General features: G+C 61.8%; 17 protein-coding genes. 11 read left to right on the top strand and 6 right to left on the bottom strand.

Annotated features, from left to right (window positions below; translation table 11 throughout):
* Positions 1-258: 258 nt before the first annotated feature.
* The gene (locus CPI83_RS11005) at positions 259-528 is read right to left on the bottom strand and encodes a putative quinol monooxygenase (RefSeq protein WP_223257903.1); all 270 of its coding nucleotides are present in this window, start codon (positions 526-528) and stop codon (positions 259-261) included.
* Positions 529-753: 225 nt separating this feature from the next.
* On the opposite strand from CPI83_RS11005, the gene CPI83_RS11000 reads away from it, so the two are divergent.
* Positions 754-2,931: a glutamine synthetase III gene (locus CPI83_RS11000; protein ID WP_097387213.1), complete on the top strand. Its 2,178-nt coding sequence runs from the start codon at positions 754-756 to the stop codon at positions 2,929-2,931.
* A gap of 82 nt (positions 2,932-3,013) precedes the next feature.
* On the opposite strand, the gene CPI83_RS10995 is transcribed toward CPI83_RS11000, so the two are convergent.
* On the bottom strand, positions 3,014-4,348 hold the full coding sequence (locus CPI83_RS10995) for a DUF4185 domain-containing protein (protein WP_029255687.1): 1,335 nt from the start codon (positions 4,346-4,348) through the stop codon (positions 3,014-3,016).
* Positions 4,349-4,618: 270 nt separating this feature from the next.
* On the opposite strand from CPI83_RS10995, the gene gdhA reads away from it, so the two are divergent.
* From gdhA to CPI83_RS30965, 4 genes are all read left to right on the top strand, one after another.
* A complete protein-coding gene (gdhA, locus tag CPI83_RS10990) occupies positions 4,619-5,962 on the top strand; it encodes an NADP-specific glutamate dehydrogenase (RefSeq protein WP_097387212.1) in 1,344 nt (447 codons plus the stop codon).
* Between the two features lie 486 nt (positions 5,963-6,448).
* Positions 6,449-7,708 (top strand): helix-turn-helix domain-containing protein, encoded by a 1,260-nt coding sequence (locus CPI83_RS10985; RefSeq protein ID WP_046378785.1) that lies wholly within the window; start codon positions 6,449-6,451, stop codon positions 7,706-7,708.
* A 363-nt stretch (positions 7,709-8,071) separates the two neighbouring features.
* The gene (locus CPI83_RS30970) at positions 8,072-8,218 is read left to right on the top strand and encodes a hypothetical protein (protein WP_019749123.1); all 147 of its coding nucleotides are present in this window, start codon (positions 8,072-8,074) and stop codon (positions 8,216-8,218) included.
* A 244-nt stretch (positions 8,219-8,462) separates the two neighbouring features.
* On the top strand, positions 8,463-8,630 hold the full coding sequence (locus CPI83_RS30965) for a hypothetical protein (protein WP_003945367.1): 168 nt from the start codon (positions 8,463-8,465) through the stop codon (positions 8,628-8,630).
* Positions 8,631-8,805: 175 nt separating this feature from the next.
* Here CPI83_RS30965 and CPI83_RS10980 read toward each other — a convergent pair whose 3' ends face one another.
* Genes CPI83_RS10980 through CPI83_RS10970 form a run of 3 tightly spaced genes read right to left on the bottom strand, consistent with a single transcriptional unit; the run spans position 8,806 to position 11,406 of the window.
* The gene (locus CPI83_RS10980) at positions 8,806-9,051 is read right to left on the bottom strand and encodes a hypothetical protein (protein WP_019749125.1); all 246 of its coding nucleotides are present in this window, start codon (positions 9,049-9,051) and stop codon (positions 8,806-8,808) included.
* A gap of 13 nt (positions 9,052-9,064) precedes the next feature.
* Positions 9,065-10,237 carry an acyl-CoA desaturase gene (locus tag CPI83_RS10975; protein WP_020908255.1) on the bottom strand — a complete coding sequence of 391 codons (1,173 nt, stop codon included), beginning with the start codon at positions 10,235-10,237 and terminating at the stop codon, positions 9,065-9,067.
* Between the two features lie 35 nt (positions 10,238-10,272).
* Entirely contained in the window at positions 10,273-11,406 is a 1,134-nt protein-coding gene (locus CPI83_RS10970) for a ferredoxin reductase (RefSeq protein ID WP_041815042.1), read from the bottom strand.
* Positions 11,407-11,574: 168 nt separating this feature from the next.
* On the opposite strand from CPI83_RS10970, the gene CPI83_RS10965 reads away from it, so the two are divergent.
* The 3 genes from CPI83_RS10965 to CPI83_RS10955 all read left to right on the top strand — a co-directional run bounded on the left by CPI83_RS10965 (position 11,575) and on the right by CPI83_RS10955 (position 14,042).
* Positions 11,575-12,270 carry a TetR family transcriptional regulator gene (locus CPI83_RS10965; protein WP_003945327.1) on the top strand — a complete coding sequence of 232 codons (696 nt, stop codon included), beginning with the start codon at positions 11,575-11,577 and terminating at the stop codon, positions 12,268-12,270.
* A 35-nt stretch (positions 12,271-12,305) separates the two neighbouring features.
* Positions 12,306-13,145 carry an alpha/beta hydrolase gene (locus CPI83_RS10960; protein WP_019749128.1) on the top strand — a complete coding sequence of 280 codons (840 nt, stop codon included), beginning with the start codon at positions 12,306-12,308 and terminating at the stop codon, positions 13,143-13,145.
* 75 nt (positions 13,146-13,220) lie between these two features.
* Positions 13,221-14,042, top strand: a complete 822-nt coding sequence (locus tag CPI83_RS10955; protein ID WP_021333443.1) for a thioesterase family protein — start codon at positions 13,221-13,223, stop codon at positions 14,040-14,042.
* On the opposite strand, the gene CPI83_RS10950 is transcribed toward CPI83_RS10955, so the two are convergent.
* Positions 14,032-15,393, bottom strand: coding sequence for an MFS transporter (locus tag CPI83_RS10950; RefSeq protein WP_097387211.1), 1,362 nt, complete (start codon positions 15,391-15,393; stop codon positions 14,032-14,034). The two genes, CPI83_RS10955 and CPI83_RS10950, sit on opposite strands and share 11 nt — an antisense overlap.
* A gap of 128 nt (positions 15,394-15,521) precedes the next feature.
* On the opposite strand from CPI83_RS10950, the gene CPI83_RS10945 reads away from it, so the two are divergent.
* The 3 genes from CPI83_RS10945 to cmrA are packed head-to-tail and all read left to right on the top strand — an operon-like array spanning position 15,522 to position 18,986.
* Positions 15,522-16,136 (top strand): PadR family transcriptional regulator, encoded by a 615-nt coding sequence (locus CPI83_RS10945; protein WP_047888983.1) that lies wholly within the window; start codon positions 15,522-15,524, stop codon positions 16,134-16,136.
* The gene (locus CPI83_RS10940) at positions 16,133-18,163 is read left to right on the top strand and encodes an NADPH-dependent 2,4-dienoyl-CoA reductase (protein ID WP_097387210.1); all 2,031 of its coding nucleotides are present in this window, start codon (positions 16,133-16,135) and stop codon (positions 18,161-18,163) included. Before CPI83_RS10945 ends, CPI83_RS10940 begins: the two co-directional genes overlap by 4 nt.
* A gap of 19 nt (positions 18,164-18,182) precedes the next feature.
* Complete coding sequence (gene cmrA, locus CPI83_RS10935; protein WP_097387209.1) at positions 18,183-18,986, top strand: mycolate reductase; 804 nt, start codon at positions 18,183-18,185, stop codon at positions 18,984-18,986.
* Positions 18,987-19,110: the final 124 nt, after the last annotated feature.

Raw genomic sequence — 19,110 nt, 5'->3', positions numbered from 1 at the left:
TTCCTTGGGTGTCAGAGCATATGCCCTACTCCGACGTGACCGTATAGAGCGCCCGTGCAGGTCGGCCGACACCGGCACAAGGCCCGGCTGGAGCCCGAAGGCGCTGTCCTACATCGGACTCGACGGACCTACGATGATTCTGGCGTGTCGACGCAAACCAGTTTCCGCGTGTGTCGGAACGGCTCGCCTAGTTGACGCTCGAGGCTCTCCGGAATGTTCGTTCGACGCCTGAGCGAGCACTGAGACCGGACTCCGCCGCTACAGAACCTTCGTGAAGATCTGCGCCGGCGCTGCCGTCTCGAGCTTGTCCAGCGCCTCAACCAACCTGACGAAGTGCTCGGTATGAGTGTGGGCGTCGAGGTGCTCCTGCGATTCCCATTCCTCCGCCAACACGAGCTCGCAGGGATTGTCGGTGCGCTGCAGTAACTCGTAATTGATGCAGCCGACCTCTTTTCGGGTCTCGGTGACAAGTTCGTCATACAACCGAAGCACTTCCGCGAGATCGCCCTGCTCCACCGTTGTTGGCACCAACACCCTGATCACAAAGACTCTCCGATTCGACTGTCCTGCAATAGCCCGTCGGCTCGAAGTCTGCCGTAGACCTCCGACAGATCGACATTTCCGTTGTGACTCGAAGTTTGCGGACAGGCGCAATATCTACGAAACACCCCCGATACCGGAGGTTCGTAGGGTTTGCCGAAGTCGGGCTCGCAATCAGCAGCGCAGCCCTGGGCCCGGGCGAGGGGTAAGCACATGAGTGGAAATGCAGTTCGCTTGCAAGCGATCAAGGACGTCGAGGCCTACACACCTCCGGTGGTCAGTTTCACCACCGACGAGACACCCGGCGAGGTGTTCGGTGCCAACGTCTTCAACAAGGTGGTCATGCAGAAGCGACTGCCCAAGCTCGTCTACAAGTCGGTGATGGCGACGATCGAGCAAGGCAAACCGCTTGATCCCATGGTCGCCGATGTGGTCGCGTCCGCGATGAAGGACTGGGCGTTGGAGAAAGGCGCAACCCACTACGCCCACGTCTTCTATCCACTGACCGGGTTGACGGCCGAGAAGCACGACAGCTTCCTCGAGCCGGTCGGCGACGGCAGTGCACTGGCGGAGTTCGCCGGCAAGACCTTGATCCAAGGTGAACCCGACGCCTCGAGTTTCCCGAACGGCGGGCTGCGCAACACATTCGAGGCTCGCGGATACACCGGCTGGGATGTCACGAGCCCGGCCTACGTTCTCGAAAACCCCAACGGCAACACACTGTGTATCCCGACCGTGTTCGTTTCGATGACCGGCGAAGCGCTCGACCACAAGACTCCCCTGCTGCGTTCACAACAGGCAATGGGTTTCCACGCCGAACGAATCCTGAAGTTGTTCGGCCACGACGACCCCGAGCACATCGTGTCGTTCTGCGGTCCCGAGCAGGAGTACTTCCTGATCGATCGACACTTCTTCCTCGCCCGCCCCGACCTCCTCAACGCCGGCCGAACACTCTTCGGCGCAAAGCCGCCCAAGGGCCAGGAGTTCGACGACCACTACTTCGGGGCGATCCCGGAACGTGTGCTCGGATTCATGATGGACACCGAGCGGGAACTGTTCAAACTCGGCATCCCCGCCAAGACACGGCACAACGAGGTTGCGCCCGGCCAGTTCGAAATCGCCCCGATGTTCGAGCGAGGCAACATCGCCGCCGACCACCAGCAGTTGCTGATGACCACCTTCAAAACCATCGCCAAGAAGCACGGCATGGAATGTCTGTTCCACGAGAAGCCGTTCGACGGTGTCAACGGCTCCGGCAAGCACGTCAACTTCTCGCTGGGCAACTCCGAACTCGGCAGTTTGCTTGTCCCCGGCGACAATCCGCATGACAACGCCCAGTTCCTCGTATTCTGCGCCGCAGTCATCCGGGCCGTCCACAAATACGCCGGCCTCCTGCGCGCGTCGGTCGCATCGGCAACCAACGATCACCGTCTCGGTGCCAACGAGGCTCCCCCGGCAATCATCTCGATCTTCCTCGGCGATCAACTGGCCGACGTCTTCGAGCAGATCGCCAAGGGCGCGGCAACATCGTCGAAGGACAAGGGCACCATGATGATCGGAGCCGACACCCTTCCCGTCCTGCCGACCGATCCGGGCGACCGCAACCGCACGAGCCCATTTGCCTTCACCGGCAACCGTTTCGAGTTCCGCGCGCCAGGATCGCTGCAAACAGTCAACGGCCCGATGGTCACCATCAACACGATCATGGCCGAGGCCTTGGACTACATGGCCACCGAACTGGAGGCCGCGGTCGCCGACGGCGCCGATTTCGACACCGCCGTCCAGAATCTGCTCACCGAGATCATCACCAACCACGGTGCGGTTGTCTTCAACGGCGACGGCTACTCGGAGAACTGGCAGATCGAGGCCGAGTCTCGCGGCCTGCCGAACCTTCGCACGACGCTGGACGCCCTTCCTGAACTGATCACCGAGTCCTCGATGGAACTCTTCGAGAAGTACAAGGTCTTCAACCACCGAGAGATGCACAGTCGCTACGAGGTCGGACTCGAACAGTACGCACTGAGCATCGGCGTCGAGGCACGCCTGGCCGCCGAAATCGGTACGACGCTGATCCTTCCGGCTGCAGTGCGCCACCAGACGGAAGTTGCGCAGAACTTCGTCGCACTGAAGTCCGCCGGCCTCGAACCGGATTCAGCTCCGCTCGAAGAAGTGTCGGCGCCCGTTGCGGCTCTGCGCACAGCGCTCGCGGCCCTGCGCGCAGCAATCGACACCGACGCCGGCGAGTCGCCATTCGATCAGGCCAAGCACGCACAGGACGCACTCCTGCCCGCCATGGCAGAGGTACGTGCAGCGGCCGACTTCCTCGAAACCATCGTCGCCGACGATCACTGGCCACTCCCGACGTATCAGGAAATGCTCTTCATTCTCTGAGCATCACCGAAATCAACGCTCACAAAACTGTGGCCTGCAACTCGATCGAGTTGCAGGCCACAGTTGTCGAATCTTGCTCGGGCTAGCGGTCTTCCGGCATCGTGACTTCGAGGACGCGAGCCTCACCGGTGGTCGCGGGGTCAGGACGATCGCGCGAATCCGATGACGCCATCTGGAGTCCGTTCAAATCGGTCCGCATGTAGATGACGTTGTAACGGTCCCACGTGGTGGCGACGAATTCGAGGAACTGTCCGCTCGCCCACGGGTGCATGAATCCGCCGTACAACGCGGGCAACGTGATTCCACTCAACAGGGTCTGCGTACCACTCCACGGGCCTTGCGGTTGGTCGGCCTGACGGATCACCAGGTTGCCCTCGGCACTGGTGTACATGGCAACGTACTTGTTCAGGTAGTCGTTCCACTGCACGGCAAGTTCACTGACCGGTGCCTTGATGACCTGAACGGCATCGGTATCTCGCGGACTCCAACCGGAGCCGTCCCAGTATTCGTAGGCGCCGAGGTTTCTGATGTCGGCGCCGGCCACTCGCGCCAGGACCGCCTTACCGAAACGACCTGAGGGAGTTCCGTATTCGTACAGGTAACCATCGCGTCCGTCGAGGAAGGCGCTCTGCTGGAAGTTCGAATTGATCGGTGATACCGCCGGAATCCCCGGGATACCGAGTCCTTCTGTGTTCGCGCGAACCGTCGCCGGATCGAGCTCCCAGTTCTCGCCGTTGTCCGTGGAGAAAGCCAGAGCCGAGTAGTTGGTGGTCCAGGCTCCGGGTTCGTCCCACGACCGAACGGACATGAATCTGATGTACTGCACACCACCGTAAGAGATTCCAGCGGTCGGGATGGTGGTGAACTCGCCCGGAATGCCGAATCCCGGAATGATCTCCTTGGAATGATTGGGGCCGTCCAAAGGAGAACTGTCGATCTTCATGCCGTCGGCGATGGCGGTGTCGTTGCTGCGGAACAACACGTTGCTGCGCCAGTCGTCACCCGGGGTGTCGCAGTCGCCAACCGTATCGCCGAATGCCATCAGAACGTCGTGATCCGGCCCCGAAAGACCGTTGTCCCACATGATTCCGAGGTCGGTTCCCGACACGTTGAACCGCTCGATCGTGTTGTTGGGACTGCCTGGGCCAGTGACCATTTCGATCGCTTTGGTGCGGCCGGTGAGCACCGGCAGAGCACCGTTGGGCGCGCCGGTGATCCAGGGCAACGCGTTGGCGAGGGAGCCGGTACCGGCGGAACCACTGCCAAGTGATCCGGTCAGCGAACCGAGCGAACCCGTCATCGATCCGGCGGAACCACTTCCTCCCGACCCACACGGTCCGCCGATCGCCGACGCAGACGGTGCTGCGGCAATCGTCGCGGCAATCGTGACGACGCCTATCGACAACATCGCCGACATGGAGTGTTTATTACGCACGTGCAGCCCCTCTGATCATTTCGACTCCCGTTCGGACCACAGGCACAGTGATCCCCGACCGCAGAAGCAAACCATTTGGACTGTGTTAAGAGAGTGAAAGCTGAGCAAATTGTTATAAATCGCCCGTTCAACTGACACAAGTGACAGCTGTGTCCGATTTCACCTTCACAGGACAGTTGTCCGATACAGCAATAAAGGCGCCTAGTATGTAACGGAAATGTAAAAGAGTTCTCACAACGAGGTAGGTGAGCGGTGTCCGTACGTGACCGCGTAGCGCAGATTTACGATCAGGTTTTGGTTCGCAATGCAGGAGAGCCCGAGTTCCATCAGGCCGCCGCAGAGGTCTTCGAGTCTCTTCACGTAGTGCTCGAACGCCACCCCCGCTACGCCGACGCCGGACTCATCGAGCGGCTTTGCGAGCCGGAACGCCAGATCATCTTCCGCGTGCCGTGGACCGACGACCAGGGCAACGTTCACGTCAACCGTGGCTTCCGCGTGCAGTACAACAGTGCACTCGGCCCCTACAAGGGCGGCCTGCGCTTCCACCCCAGCGTCAACCTGGGCATCGTGAAGTTCCTCGGCTTCGAGCAGATCTTCAAGAACTCACTCACCGGCCTGCCCATCGGCGGCGGCAAGGGTGGCTCGGACTTCGATCCCAAGGGCCGCTCCGACGCAGAGGTCATGCGCTTCTGTCAGTCCTTCATGACCGAACTGCAGCGTCACATCGGTGAATACACCGACGTTCCGGCCGGCGACATCGGCGTCGGCGGTCGCGAGATCGGCTACCTGTTCGGTCAGTACAAGCGGCTGACCAACACGTACGAGTCGGGCGTCCTCACCGGCAAGGGCATCACCTGGGGCGGATCGCAGGTTCGCACCGAGGCCACCGGCTACGGCGTCGCGTACTTCGTCGCCGAAATGCTCAAGGCAAAGGGTGAAGGCCTCGAAGGCAAGAACGTCGTGATCTCCGGATCCGGCAATGTCGCCATCTACGCAATCCAGAAGATCCACCAGCTCGGCGGCGTCGCGATCGCCTGCTCGGATTCCTCGGGATACATCCTGGACAAGAAGGGCATCGATCTCGACCTCCTCAAGGAGATCAAGGAAGTTCGCCGCGGCCGCATCAGCGAATACGCCGACGCAGTTCCGCATGCCGAGTTCATCGCCGATGGTTCCATCTGGGACGTGCCGTGCGACGTCGCACTCCCCTGCGCGACTCAGAACGAGCTCGACGAAGATGCCGCAAAGACCTTGATCGCCAACGGCGTTCAGGCCGTTGCCGAAGGCGCGAACATGCCCACCACCCCCGGCGGCATCCAGCTCTTCCGTGACGCGAACGTAGCCTTCGCGCCCGGCAAGGCGGCCAACGCCGGTGGCGTCGCAACCTCCGCCCTCGAAATGCAGCAGAATGCTTCGCGTGATTCCTGGAGCTTCGAGTACACCGACGAGCGTCTCGCCGGAATCATGCGCGGCATTCACAAGCGCACCATCAACACCGCTGCCGAGTACGGAAAGCCGGGCGACTACGTGCACGGCGCGAACATTGCCGGCTTCGTGAAGGTGGCCGACGCCATGATTTCGCTGGGCGTCATCTAGAGATTTCCGCAATACAGACAGCAGTACAAAAAGGGGTGATTTCACCCTGAACCGGTTCCCGTACATCGGACTGGTCGAATCAATACCTAGGCCTCGAGGGCCCTGGGTCCTCGAGGACCCAGGGCCCTCGAGCTTGATCTGAGCAAATCGCCCGCGACGAGCACCGTCGGCGCCGGCAATGATCCCAGACGGAACTCGTGGTGTCCTCCGAATCCGTTTTCCGCTCTGACGTCGAAAAACACCGTAAGTGGACGATTGTTTAGGTCCGCAGCGCGTGGGGCATATGGACTTATCTTCACATTTGTCCATTTCACAGTTGGACGATCGTTCATGTGGTAGAAATCACAACGCCTGGCGCAATTCGATCCGCAAATTTCAGCGGCGAGTATGCCCCCGAACAAGGCCTCAGCGTGTACCCCGCTTCGTAACGCGCCGAGCCTCCGGGTGCCTGTGCCAGGCGACGCACCTGTCTAGAGGAGGCCACCCATGTCCCCAGCGCTGCTGAACAACCCGGGACCGCTCATGTTGGGAGGCAAGCCCGCCTCCACAGCGGTCTACGACGTCATCCCACTGGCAAGCGATCTCGTAGATCACCTGTCCCGTGCCAACCCGACGTTGACTTCCCTCCAAACGGAGGCAGTTCGTCGGGAACTGATTGCGGTGATCGTGCAGGGGCTCCAAGTGGGGATCCAGCTGCTGGATCACCGCAAACTTCCCACCGACCAAGAGTTGGACGGCATTCACACGATGACCGTCCAACAAGCATTGAAAGGCGTGCCACTCAGCGCGATCCTCAACTTGACCAACGAGGGCATCAGCACTTTTCGCACCCTCATCCTCAGCCGGGCCGACGCCGAGGACTCCGCCAATCTCGGGGATCTCAACGAGTTCTTGTTCGCACTCGCGCAGCGGCTTCACTCGTTCATCTCGATCAGCTATCTCTCGGCTCTCCCAGCTGGCTCCCAACTCGGGGAATACTCCGCCGGCGCTCTCGTGAAAGCCATGCTGGACGGCGACGATCCCACCCAGCTTGCGTTGCAGATGGGCGTTGAACTCGCACCCCGCTATCTCGTCCTGCGGCTCCTGGTGAACCTGCCGCCCATCCGCCCGGGAGCACGCAACGGCAACCACCAGCGCATACAGGCCTACCGTGACCTCTCCGTCGCTCAATCGAAAATCGCGGCCCACTTCGGGTCGGCGCTGCTCGAAGCTCCTGCACCGCAACGTGGTCTGGTCCTGATCGAGGGCACACCCGACTGGGGAACAGTGTGCGAGGTCATCCAACGTGCACGCGCAACGGTCGGGGTGGAGATCACAGCAATCGCCGAGAACGCCGCGGTACGAGATATCGCCGCCGCCCAAGCAACCACTCACGAATTGGCGCAACTCGTGCGGCGCCTGAGACTGCCGGCGCGGTCGTACCGAATGGAAGACCTCGCGCTCGAGTATCAACTCACTCGGGGTGGCGCAGGCCGCGACAGCTTGATCAATCTTCTAAGGCCACTCGACGGCAATCCGGAACTGCTGCAGACATTGTCCATACACCTCGCCAACGGCCAGCATCGTCAGCGCACCGCGTCGGCGCTCGGCCTGCACACCAACACCGTCGACAATCGAATCAAGCGCATCGCAACCCTGACCGGATTGGATCCGGCCCTGCCCTCTGAACTGCTCAAACTGCGCGCTGCCATGATCTCTCTGACTTTCGCAAGCACTGATGTGGACAATCGTCCAGCGAAAATGTGAACACTCACATCCTCGCTATTAGCTGTCCACGTGTGGCGCCTGGACCCCACTTTTCCGCTCCGAACCGGGCTATAAAAGTGTGGTGCGAATCACCGCGCAAACCAGTAACAATTAAGGGGAAACACATGATCAACGGCCAGGATAACGCTCTCCTCGGTGCCTTCTTCGACACCATCCTGCAGCTCTTCAACGCGGGCAGCACCGGCACGGGCTCGACGGATGGCGGCGGCGTCTCCTAGGACGAATCTCGGGCCCTGTGCGAGAGAATCTCTCGCGCAGGGCCCGCTCCAAGCCGCCTGACACTGTGATGGCGGTGACCACGGTGACCACCACGTCGCCACCGCTGAAACCAGGAGCAAGCACATGATCGCCGCACCAACCACAGGCGCTTTGGCCGTCGTCTTGAACACCGTCCTACAGATGTTCAACGCCGGCAGCAGTTTCCTCTACACCAACAACTCTCCGATTGGCGGCGGCGGCGGCGAAACTCCCACGACGCCTGCTCCCTGATCGACTTACCCGCTCGCATCACAAAGTCGCGGCACAGACAGGAACCACCGTGATCAACCAGCACACCCTGGGCAGCCTGGTCATCGACTTCGGCTCACTCTCCCGAGCACTCGGCTTCGGCAACGGCTCTATCGTGTCGCTCGGCAGCACCGGAAGTGGCTGAAACAGCCCGCCTGACCACGTCGACGATCCCGTCGCCGCTCACCTTGCTCACCACATCTCGAAACAGAAAGCAGGTCCCACTGTGCCTACAATTCCGCTCACCGGCGACCCCATCGTCATCAACATCATCGTCCAGCTACTGAGCGCGGGTAGCAGCAATGCGCTCGCATTGGGCGGGGTCGGTAGCAGCGGTCTCGGCAGCACCGGGCTCGGCAGCTTCGACTCGGCGAGCCTCGGAAGCGCTGCTTAGGACCTCACTTGTGATCGGTGTTCGATCCGCGTCTTCGGCCGCCGAAACAGTCCACGAAACCCACGTTGCCCTCCGTCATCTGTGACGGAGGGCAACGTGGTCGTTCAGGCGAAACGGCTCGCGGTTGGGCGATCCGGCCGTCGGCGTTACTGTCTCGGCGATCGAAGAGTTGGAATCAACGCCAATCTTCCGGTGGATCGGTCTCGTCGTGCTCGATGGTCACGGACTCCGAACGATCGTCAGCCGCAGCCTTTTTCGCTGCTTCACGCATCTCGATTCCGTCGGACACCCAGTCACCGATCTCGCGCGTCACGTCTCGAACAGCCCCGGCGATGATCATCGCGATGGAGCCCACGTGGTTGGCTGCACTTTCGGTCAGTTCCTGGACCGTGTCCTTGCGGCGTTCGAATTTCCCGACCATCAGTGTGTGCCTCTCAGGCTGCAGTTCGCTGGCGCTCGACGATAACACCGGGAGGGGTCTTCGACTTGACCAAACCGGGCGGAAGAGCGAGCTTGAAGATCTTGCCCCATACCGAACCGATCTGCTTGAAGAACCCACCGGTGTTGTACGGCAAACCGTACTTCCCACACAATTCTTTCACCTGGGGAGCGAGTTCCGGATAACGATGCGCAGGCAGGTCCGGGAACAGGTGGTGCTCGATCTGGTGCGAGAGGTTGCCGGACATGATGTGGAAGAGCGGGCTTCCCTCGATGTTGGCGCTGCCGAGCATCTGACGCACGTACCACTGACCACGAGTCTCGTCGGCCGTCTCGTCCTCGGTGAAGCTCTGTACGCCGGTGGGGAAATGGCCACAGAAGATGATCGAGTACGTCCACACGTTTCGGACCAGGTTGGCGGTGACGTTCCCCGCGAGAGTGGTCACGAACAGCGGCCCCGTCAGAACTGGGAAGATGACGTAGTCCTTGAGGACCTGCTTGCCCGCCTTGTTCCACCAGCCCTTCAGAAGCGGCTTGACGTCGTGCCACTTGCGTTTGCCCTGGATGACGTTCTCGATCTCGAGATCGTGCATCATCACACCCCACTCGAAGAGCATCATCAAGGCAAAGGCCCAGACCGGATTACCGAGGTAATAGGGGTTCCACTTCTGCGCGTCGTCGATACGCAGGATGCCGTATCCGATGTCACGGTCTTTGCCGAGAATATTGGTGTACGTGTGATGCATGTAGTTGTGCGAGTGGCGCCACTGGTCGGCCGGGCACACCGTATCCCATTCGAAGACTTCGGAATTGAGCCCGGGTTCCCGCATCCAGTCATATTGACCGTGCATGACGTTGTGGCCGATCTCCATGTTGTCGAGAATCTTCGACACACTCAGCGCACCGACTGCCGCGAGCCACACCGGCGGTAGGAATCCGAGGTACATCAAGCCGCGACCTGCGACCTCGAACCCGCGCTGAGCCTTGATGATCTTGTAGATGTACTCCCGGTCTTCGGCCCCAAGCGAAGCGACGGTGCGATCACGCAATGCGTCCAACTCGCGGCCGATCTCCTCGACCTGCTCGTACGTCAGGACGACGGGAGCGTCGTCCTTCGCATCGGAACCGTTGCCGAGGAACGGGAGGGTGGGAAGTGAAAGTCCAAACATGTCGGTCTCCAGACAGTCGTGTGGAAAATGGGACTTCAGATGTCGACGGTGACGTCGCCGACGGGAGCGCTGACGCACAGCTGGATCTTCTTGTCCGGCTCGTCGTCTGTCTCACCGGTGCGCACGTTTCGGGTACGACCCGCCTTCTTGACGGAGGTGCAGGAGAAGCAGATTCCCATCCGGCATCCGTATTCGGGATTGAGGCCCGCAGCTTCTGCTTGTTCGAGAAGTGTTTCGCCGGAGTTCTCGGCCGCCACCCCACTTTTGGTGAATGACACCTCGCCGCCGGCCTCACCCGGCTCGGCCACCGCCGGCGCGAACTCCTCGGTATTGAGCAAGTGCTCGACGTCGACCTCACGGAACACCTCACGCACTCCCCGCATCAGACCGGGAGGCCCGCAGAGATAAGCCTGGGCGTCGATCGTGTCCGGATCGGCGATCCACGGAGCCACGGCGTCGAGGTGCCCGCGATCGAAGAAACCTTCGAGGTCACCTCCACCGCTTTCGGTGTACACGAGTACCAGTTTCACGTTCGGGTTCTGCTCGGCGATGGTCTTCAGCGCGCGCGTGTATGCCACGTCGGCATCGGTGTTCGCGTAATGCACGAACACGATCTCGCCCGAGTGCTCCTCCTCCACCAGCGTCCGAAGCATCGACATGACCGGGGTGATTCCACTGCCGCCACTGATCAACAACACCCGACGCGGGCGGTCGACGGGAAGGGAGAACACACCGTCTGCCTGCGAGAGGCTGACAACGAGTCCAGGCGCCGCGTTGGCGTACAGATACTGCGACACCAGGCCACCGGGATGCGCTTTCACGGTGAGCTCGATCAGCCCGCTGCGCGTAGACGCGCCGCCGGCCGGCGAGTAGCAGCGAGTGTGACGAACACCGTCGATCACCACGCCCAACTGCACGAACTGGCCCGCCTGAAAACCGCGCCACTGGCGAGTCGGGCGCAGCGTCAGAGTGACGGAGTCAGCGGTCGGATGGTCGACGGCGACAACCTGCGCGCGGATGTCACGAACGGTCGCCATCGGGTTGACCAACTCGAGGTACCGATCGATCTGATGTGGAGCAGCCATGGCTTCGATCAGTCCCACCAAGGACAGTCCGCGCCGAGGTGTGGACTTCGGTGTCGTGTTCTCAGGAGCAGATGCGATTGTCATGACCCTCCTCGTACTTCGATTGCCGGGTGTACCGATTGCTGGGCTAGCTTCCCCCGACTGCGTGAATTCAGTGTACAAATGTTCACCGAAGATAGTGTGACAGGTGCATACAAGTACATGTCAACAAGAATGTGATCCGAGTTACACGAGTTGCCGAAAGGAGCCGGAATGCCTGTACCTACACTCGACGTCGTGACGAAGGCCGGACCGGTGAACCCAGAGCGCAGGGAACCCGACAACAGGGAGCCGGAAAGTCGTGCCGCAAAGAAGGAACGCACACGCCAAGCGCTCCTGGACACTGCCATGGACCTCTCGGCCGATCGGGGCTTCGCCGGAATCAGCTTGCGAGAGGTAGCCAGGGAAGCCGGGATCGTTCCGACTGCGTTCTACCGCCACTTCGCTTCACTGGAGGACGTCGGTGTCGTCCTCGTCGAAGAGAGCATGCGCATGTTGCGCCAGATGCTGCGCGACGCAAGGCGTAATCCCAGCACCAAGGACGCCGCTACGTCACTGGGCATCCTTGTGCGACAAGTGCATACACACGAGCGACAGTTTCGGTTCCTCTGCCGCGAACGCTACAGCGGCGTCAGTGAGGTACGACGTGCGATAGCCACTGAAATGCGGTTGTTCGTCAGCGAACTGACCATCGACCTCTCCAGAATTGCCGGACTGGAAAGCTGGTCGTCGGACGATCTGGAAATGGCTGCCGACCTGATCGTCTCGACGATGTTCAGCGCTGTCGTCGAACTGCTGGACGCCGGGACGGCCGGGTATCGCGACGAAGCCGCCGTCATCACACGAGCCGAGAAGCAACTGCGAGTCATCATGCTCGGAATGGCCACCTGGAATCCACCTCGAAACTGACCTCGGGTTCACCTTTTCGACGTACGGTGAGAGTCATGTCTTCCACGAGTACATACGAAATCCCCGTTGGCGACCTCACCTTCGACGTACTGATCTCGGGCCCGGACGACGGCATTCCGCTGGTAGCGCTGCACGGCTTCCCGGAGAGCGCCGCATCCTGGGGCAAGGTCACACCACTGCTCACCGCGGCGGGATACCGTGTGATCGCACCGAATCAGCGCGGATACTCCGCCGGCGCGCGCCCCGAAGGGGTGGATGCCTACAAGATCGAGCACCTGGTAGCCGACGTCGTCGGATTGCTCGACGCACTCGGCCTGTCCGACGCGCATCTGGTCGGCCACGACTGGGGTTCGGCGGTCGCCTGGCAGGTCGCCGGTCGCCATCCGAACCGGATCCGCAGCCTGACAGCCATCTCGGTCCCCCACCCCACTGCCTTCGGTTGGGCACTCCGCGAGGACGAGGACCAGAAGCAACGCTCGTCGTACATCGGACTTCTCCGACGGGAGGGCAAAGCCGAGGAAGTGTTGTCGGAGGACAACTTCCGCCGGCTGCGCGCCATGTTCGACGGCCAGATCGATCCTGAATTCGCCGACGAGCACATTCGTGTCCTGAGCGGGGAGGGCGCGCTCACCGGCGCCTTGAACTGGTACCGCGCGATGACTCGCGACTTCGGCGACATCGATCGCACCACCGTGCCGACCACGTATGTCTGGAGCACCGGCGACACAGCGCTCGGCCGCGCAGGCGCAGAACGCTGTGGTGAATTCGTGGACGCTCCCTACGAGTTCGTCGTGCTCGACGGCGGAAGTCACTGGATTCCGGAAGAGCGAGCCGAAGAGTTGGCCGAGGCAATCCTCGCACGTGCAGGATCCTGATCGTCGCGACGAATTCGGCTCTATGTATGTTGTCATACATAGAGCCGAATTGATTCCACCACCAGGAGTTCTGCGATGACCGAGACCGTTGCACCACCCCATCCGTTCGACACCGCTGTCGGATTGACGCCACTCACGGCCGGCTTGTCGACCGGCGAAACCAATCCGGCGTACAACAACATGGTCGGGCCGTTCGGCGGCGTCACCGCTGCCACATTGCTCGAATCTGTACTGAAGCACCCCGAACGCCTCGGCGATCCGCTGTCGTTGACCGTCAACTTTGCCGGTCCGATCACCGAGGGCGCCTTCGAGATCTCCGCCCGGCCGGTGCGTACCAACCGCTCGACGCAGCACTGGTCCATCGAACTGTCTCAGGACGGAACCGTCGCCACTACCGCGACGGCAGTGTTCGGTACCAGGCGTGAAACCTGGTCGTCTACCGAGATCACGATGCCGGAAGTTCCGTCGGCCGAAAACGTTGCGCTGCTGCCGTTCCCCGAGTTCATCGCCTGGGCACAGAACTACGAGATGCGCTTTGTCGAAGGTGCGATCCCCGATCTGGAGTCGGGCGAGCACCCCGACTCGACCACGACGCTCTGGGTGCGCGATCAACCGGCACGCGCTCTCGACTTCACGTCGCTGACCGCACTGTGCGATGTCTTCTTCCCACGAGTCTTCTTGCGCCGAGGCAAGATGGCTCCGGCCGGAACGGTCTCGATGACCATCTACTTCCACGCCGACGCTCAGACGCTGACCGAACAGGCAGACAATTCCGTCCTGGGAACGGCGCGGACCCAACGGTTCGGAAACGGATACTTCGATCAGTCGGCCGAAATTTGGGGCAGTGACGGCGCATTGCTCGCTACGACACACCAGTTGGTCTACTTCAAGGATTGACGGGGATCGCACTGTCCCCTTCCGGCGCCTTCACCATCGACAATGCGGCAAGGCCGACGCCGAGAACCACCAGCAGCCCGATGATGCCGGCACGGTCTGCACCGAAGAGCCAAGCGAACAGGCCGAACAGTGTCGGCGCCAAGAACGACACTGCTCGGCCTGTGGTCGCATACAGGCCGAACATCTGACCTTCACGCCCAGGCGGGGTGATGCGTGCCAAGAAGGTTCGTGCCGAAGACTGAGCGGGCCCGACGAACAGACAGAGCGCGAGACCGAAGATCCAGAACATCACCGGCCCGGTCACCGCGATCAATATCGCGCCGACCACGATCATCGACGCCAGCGAGACGGTGATGACCTGTTTGGGTCCGATCCGATCGTCGAAGCGTCCGGCCACCAATGCACCGATTGCGGAAATCACGTTGGCGGCAACACCGAACAGCAGGACGTCGGCCGCACTGATTCCGTAGACGTTGACAGCCAACACGGCTCCGAAGGTGAACACGCCCGCCAGACCGTCACGAAAGAGTGCGCTTGCGATCAGGTACCAGATCGTGCGCCTGTCGACGTTCCAGAGTTCGCGCAGATCGCGCCACAACACCCGATAGGAGTCGAGGAACCCGGCCTTGGACGCTCCCGGATCGACCGCGGGGCTGGGCAACTCGGGAACCTTGAAGAACACCGGAATCGCGAAGACCGCGAACCACGCTGCAGCCAGCAGTGCCACCATCCGGATGTTCATGCCGCCGTCGGTGGTCAATCCCAGGAATCCCCGAGTGTCGCCGTCGCCGACGATGAACCCGAAGTAACACAGCAACAGCAGCACGATTCCGCCGAAATATCCCATGGCCCAGCCGAAGCCGGAGACTCGTCCCAGATTCTCCGGTGTCGACACCTGCCGCATCATGGCGTTGTACGGCACGCCGGCCAGTTCGAAAATCACCGAACCGATTGCGAGCAGAACCAATCCGAGCCACAGGTAGCGGTAGTTGTCTTCGACGAAATAGAGACCCGCCATCGAGAGCACGGTGATGCCGGTGAGTATCGCGAGTGAGAGTTTGCGTTTACCCGACGCATCGAAACGCTGTCCGGTGATCGGGGCGAGTATCGCGATGAAGAAGCCGGCGATTCCGAGAGCCCAACTGAGCCACGTAGTTGCCGAAATCGTGCCGGGCAGGTCGTCGCCGACCGCGTCGGTGAGATAGACCGAGAAGACGAACGTGAGGATCACGGCGTTGAATGCTGCCGATCCCCAATCCCACAGCCCCCACGCGAACACTTGACTCTTCGTGGCCGCACCACCGATGCCTGCGGGTGGCTCGGCCTGCATGCTCGTGGACTCGGCGCTCATACGGCGAAGCCTAACTGCGCGCGGGCGACTCGGCGCCTCTCTCCGAAGTCGACATACAAGACGTTCTATGCACCCAAGTTAGTACGCACTTAGTTGCATACGCACCTGAGTGCATAGATACTTTTTCCATGGCACTCGAACATGCGTTGCTCGTCTCCCTGTCCGAACAGGATGCGTCGGGATACGACCTCACACGCCGGTTCGACAAGTCGATCGGCTTCTTCCACAGCGCGACGCACCAGCAGATCTACCGAGTCCTCAAGCGAATGGACGAGGCAGGCTGGGTGGAGGTGGAGGCCATCGCGCAGGACGGCCGCCCGGACAAGAAGATGTACCGCGTCAGCGATGCCGGCCGCGCCGAACTGACCCGATGGATCGCCGAGCCGTCCGAACCGAACCACCTGCGCAACGAGTTGGCCATCAAGATCAGGGCAGCAGCGCACGCCGATCTCCCCGCTCTACGACGCGAAGTCGCTCGCCACCGCGACGGCCACGCCGCCCGCCTCGACGTCTACCGACTCATCGAAAAGCGTGACTTCCCCAATCCAGCAGCACTTTCCGGCTCTTCACTGCACCAGTATCTGGTACTTCGCGGCGGCATCCGCGTCGAAGAAGGATTCACCGACTGGTGCCAGGAAGTTCTGGACGCATTGCCCACTGGCGAGTACGCCATCGAAGACACTGGCGAGTACGCCACCGAAGACACTGGCGAGTACGCCACGGAAGGACATCTTCAGTCATGACGGATACACAGTTCCCCCGCCTGCTCGAACCGCTCGACCTCGGATTCACGACGCTGAAGAACCGCGTCGTCATGGGATCTATCCACACCGGCCTCGAAGATCGCGCGAAGGACACCGACCGCTTGGCCGAGTACTTCGCCGAACGTGCTCGTGGCGGTGTCGGCTTGATCATCACCGGCGGCTACGCGCCCAACCGCACCGGTTGGCTCTTGCCCTTCGGTGCCAAGCTGACCAACCGCATCGAAGCGCGCCGTCACCGCCGGATCACCAAGGCGGTTCACGACGCGGGCGGAAAGATCGCCATGCAGATCCTGCACGCCGGCCGCTACAGCTACCAGCCTTTCAGTGTCTCCGCGTCGTCGATCAAGGCGCCCATCAACCCGTTCCGTCCGCGCAAGCTGACCGGCCGTGGGGTGCGTTGGCAGATCCGCAACTACGTTCGCTGCGCGCGCCTGGCCAAGTCCGCGGGTTACGACGGCGTCGAAATCATGGGCGGTGAGGGCTACTTCATCAACCAGTTCCTCTGCGAGCGCACGAACAAGCGCACCGACCAGTGGGGCGGCAGTTCCGAGAACCGTCGACGCATGGCAGTCGAAATCGTGCGACGCACACGCAAGGCTGTCGGCCCGAACTTCATCATCGTGTTCCGGCTGTCGATGGCAGACCTGGTCGAGGGCGGTCAGACCTGGGATGAAATCGTCTCACTGGCAAAGGAAGTCGAAGCCGCCGGCGCCACGATCATCAACACCGACATCGGGTGGCACGAGTCACGGGTGCCCACCATCGTCACCTCGGTTCCCCGAGCAGCCTTCGTCGACATCACCGGCAAACTCGAGAAGCACGTCGACATTCCGGTAGCCGCCTCGAATCGGATCAACATGCCCGAGACTGCCGAAGAGATCCTCAACCGCGGTGACGCACAATTGATTTCGATGGCCAGGCCGATGCTCGCCGATCCCGACTGGGTGAACAAGGCCGAGCGCGGAGCGTCCGACGAGATCAACACGTGCATCGCCTGCAACCAAGCCTGCCTCGACCACGCCTTCGTTCACAAGCAGGTCTCCTGCCTGCTCAATCCGCGCGCGGGCCGTGAGACCACGCTGATACTCTCCCCCACTCGGCGGACCAAGAATCTCGCCGTCGTCGGCGCCGGTCCTGCCGGACTTTCCGCAGCACTCAATCTCGCTCAGCGTGGTCATTCGGTCACGTTGTTCGAGGCTTCGGACAAGATCGGCGGACAGTTCGGGATCGCACAGCTCATTCCGGGTAAGGAAGAGTTCGCCGAAACCATTCGCTACTACACCCGCATGCTGGACGTGGCCGGAGTGACGGTCAAGCTCGAAACCCGCGTCGCACCGGCAGATCTCATCGGCTCCTTCGACGAAGTGGTCGTTGCCACCGGCGTGACGCCGCGGGTTCCCAAGATCCCCGGCATCGAGAACTCGAAGGTGCTGACCTACGCCGAGGTCGTCCGAGAGGGCAAGCCCGTCGGCAAGTCCGTCGCCGTCATCGGTGCCGGCGGCATCGGCGTCGACGTGAGCGAATTCCTCACGCACCCCACTTCCCCCACTCTTCATCTCAAGGAGTGGAAGCAGGAATGGGGCGTCACCGAACCCGAAATGGCCCCGGGCGCTCTCACCACTCCGGTACCGGAGCTCTCCGAGCGGGAGGTCTACCTCCTCCAACGCAAGCCAGGACGCATCGGCGCCGGCCTCGCGAAGACCACCGGCTGGGTCCACCGGGCGGCCCTCAAGAACAAGGGCGTCCACGAGCTCTCGGGCGTCAACTACGAGCGCATCGACGACGCCGGCCTGCACATCACCTTCGGTGAGAAGCACGAGAAGCCCCGACTTCTCGCGGTCGACACCATCGTCATCTGCGCCGGGCAGGAGTCGGTTCGCGATCTCGTGGACGAACTGACCGTCGCGGGCGTGGTGACCCACATCATCGGCGGCGCCGACGTGGCAGGAGAACTCGACGCCAAGCGTGCCATCGAACAGGGCACACGACTGGCCGCGAAGATCTGACCGGCTACGCTGACTGATCGTGAGCCTGCCGACACCCACAACCACAGCCCGCGCCGTAGTGACCGGCGCCTCCTCCGGCATCGGAGAGGCACTGGCCGCTGATCTGGCATCACGCGGACATTCCCTGATCCTCGTTGCCCGTCGTGGCGAGGTCATGGAGGTCCTCGCCGAGAAGCTTCGCGCCGCGCACGGCGTCGAGGTGGAGGTCCGTGCATCGGACCTCTCCGACAGCGCGGCGCGTGCCGTTCTGGTCGAGGAACTCGGTGGCCGCGACATCAGCATCCTGTGCAACAACGCCGGTATCGCCACCTTCGGGCCGATCGCCGAGCTGGACCCGGCATACGAGCGCGACCAGGTCGAGCTCAACGCCGTTGCAGTGCACGATCTCACGCTGGCCGTGCTGCCCGGCATGCTCGCACGCAAGTCCGGAGCCATCCTGATGGTCGGGTCCGCGGCCGGAAACATGCCGATCCCCAACAACGCGACGTACGCCGCCACGAAGGCGTTCGTGAACACCTTCGCGGAATCGTTGCGAGGTGAACTCAAGGGCACCGGAGTGAACGTCACCCTGCTCGCCCCAGGCCCAGTACGCACCGAAACCCCGGACCCGGCCGAAGCGTCGATCGTCGACAAGCTCGTCCCGGACTTCTTCTGGATCTCGAGCGAGTACACCGCCAAGGTCTCGCTCGACGGCCTGGCCGAGAACAAGATGCGCGTCGTACCGGGCATCTTGAGCAAGGCGATGTCCGTCGCGGGCGGTTACAGCCCGCGTGCCGTCGTTGCGCCCATCGTGGGCACGTTCTACAAGAGGCTCGGCGGCTGATTCACGCAAACTTCTCAGAGCAGGCCGTAGCAGACCATATAGTCGGTTAATGGCGATGCGAAGAACACTGGCAGTCGGGGCAATCCTTCTTTTGACCGGAGGGTTGCCCTTACTGCTGCCCACG

It is taken from the genome of Rhodococcus sp. H-CA8f (genome assembly GCF_002501585.1).
GTDB classification, from domain to species: Bacteria; Actinomycetota; Actinomycetes; order Mycobacteriales; family Mycobacteriaceae; genus Rhodococcus_F; species Rhodococcus_F erythropolis.
This window is presented reverse-complemented; position numbering and strand designations above follow the sequence as displayed.